This is a genomic window from Bilophila wadsworthia ATCC 49260 (assembly GCF_000701705.1).
Lineage (GTDB): Bacteria > Desulfobacterota > Desulfovibrionia > Desulfovibrionales > Desulfovibrionaceae > Bilophila > Bilophila wadsworthia.
Genome location: NZ_JNJP01000181.1, coordinates 1 through 1,679 on the forward strand (window position 1 = coordinate 1; position 1,679 = coordinate 1,679).

Annotated in this window: 3 protein-coding genes; all 3 read right to left on the bottom strand. The window is 61.9% G+C overall.

All coding sequences use genetic code 11. The features are described 5' to 3' along the window. Positions 1 to 162 precede the first annotated feature (162 nt). On the bottom strand, positions 163 to 660 hold the full coding sequence (locus T370_RS0121815; RefSeq protein ID WP_005026902.1) for a hypothetical protein: 498 nt from the start codon (positions 658 to 660) through the stop codon (positions 163 to 165). Next, positions 657 to 1,325: a hypothetical protein gene (locus T370_RS0121820; protein ID WP_029437007.1), complete on the bottom strand. Its 669-nt coding sequence runs from the start codon at positions 1,323 to 1,325 to the stop codon at positions 657 to 659. Before T370_RS0121820 ends, T370_RS0121815 begins: the two co-directional genes overlap by 4 nt. Then, positions 1,322 to 1,679 (bottom strand): head-tail joining protein (locus T370_RS0121825; protein WP_248604304.1); only part of this gene is annotated, 358 nt, incomplete at its 5' end. The genes T370_RS0121820 and T370_RS0121825, both read right to left, overlap by 4 nt.

The window sequence follows — 1,679 nt, forward strand, 5'->3', positions numbered from 1 at the left end:
AACGGTTCGCCACGCAGGACGGCGCTGGTCCGCAGGGGAAGGCCGAACGGCCTGTCCGGGCCGACATATACGGTCAACGCCTGCTTCCGGCGGGCCAGCAGCTCCGGGGACGGGCTTTCGGCCCTCGCAGGCGATTTCCGGGCTGTTTTGGGGGATTCCTGTTCACTCATAGGTGTGTTCCTTCAAAGTGCCGCCCAACGGGGTGGACGGGATAATATACTGGTATTCCGGGAAAACAGTCGCCATATGGTACTCCATCCACTGTTTTTCAGGGTCGGGGATGGACGCTTTGAGGGGAAGCTCCAACTGGAACTTCTTGGCGACAACCCGATTCCGGCGCAGGACGGCCCGCGTCCAGTCGAGCAGTTCCGCGAGGATCAGGCCGGCCTGCTCCTGGCTCTCCGGCGCGTACATGCCGAGCACCAGCGCCAGCGTTTCCCGGCCTTCCGCACCGATGTAGCCATCCACGCCTTCGTTGATGTCGCCGCTGACCCACCGGACGCAGATGAACGGGTACGTCCTTCTCCCCTGCTCGTCGGGCAAACCGTGAAGGAACACTTGAAGGTCTTCACAGGAACCGTCAGGAGCGGGGAAAGGGTACTCTTTCATGGCCTCGGTCAGCATTTCCTTGACCGCCAACAATAACTCTCTGCTTCTCATCGTATTTTTCCCGATGCGGCCAGTTTGCCGATCTGAAAGTTGACCTCGTGTTGCAGACGGCGGGGAAAAACCTCGGACGCCTTGTCCACGATCTGCTGCTGGTTTTCCTTCTTGAGCAACGACTGGATGGGCGACGCGCCGAACAGCATTTTCACCCCTTTCCAGACAAGCCCTTCCGCCCCCTTGCGGCCTTTTTTGTGGAAGTTGTTCACGCCTTTCTTGCGCATGAACACGCCGTAGCCGCCGAAATCGATCCCCCGCAGCTTCTTCATGATGAAGGGCTTCGAGTAGCCGGGTTCCTGATAGACCTTCCGCGTACCGCCTTGCCGGATCTGCGCCGAAACGCCCGCCGGGGGCTTGGTTCCGGGGAACTTCGGCTCGGGGCGGAAGTGGTACTGGGAGATGCCGCGCCGCCCGGAAATGTAGAGGCAAGCCTTCGTTGTGCCCCTTTGCGCCTTCTTCAAGTAGAGCTGGTCGAAGAGCCTTCCCGGAGGCACGTAGACATAGGCCCGCCGCGCAATGCGGATCGCCTCGGCACGCATGGCGTTCAACGTGCGGTTGATGGCCCGTGAAACGGCGCTCTCGCACTCCTTCGGCATGTGCTGGAGCGAGGCCGTGAGCGCCCGGATCGTCTCGTCCATGTTGGGGATGTCGAGCCGGATCATGCCGCCTCCCTGTACAGCCGGATGGTCCGCAGCGCTTCGCGGTCGGCTGTGGCCACGAACCAGCGTTCCCCGTTGAACGTCACGCTCGTGCCGGGGTACAGCTCGTCCGGGAAGTCGGACAGGGCCACGAGCAGCACCACAAGCCTGTGGGAAACGCCGGGCCTGTCGTCCGCTTCGGGCCATGCCATTTCCGGCCTGTCCACCACGGCGTCGAGCGTTCTGCCTTCAAGCGTGACGGATTCCCCGAATTCGGCGGGGTTCAGGAACACGGAGTGGATTTCCTGCTCCAGGATCTCCTTGAAGAAGCTCTGGTTCATGAATGCCCTCCCCGCTCCTGCAACAGCGCCTCGGTCC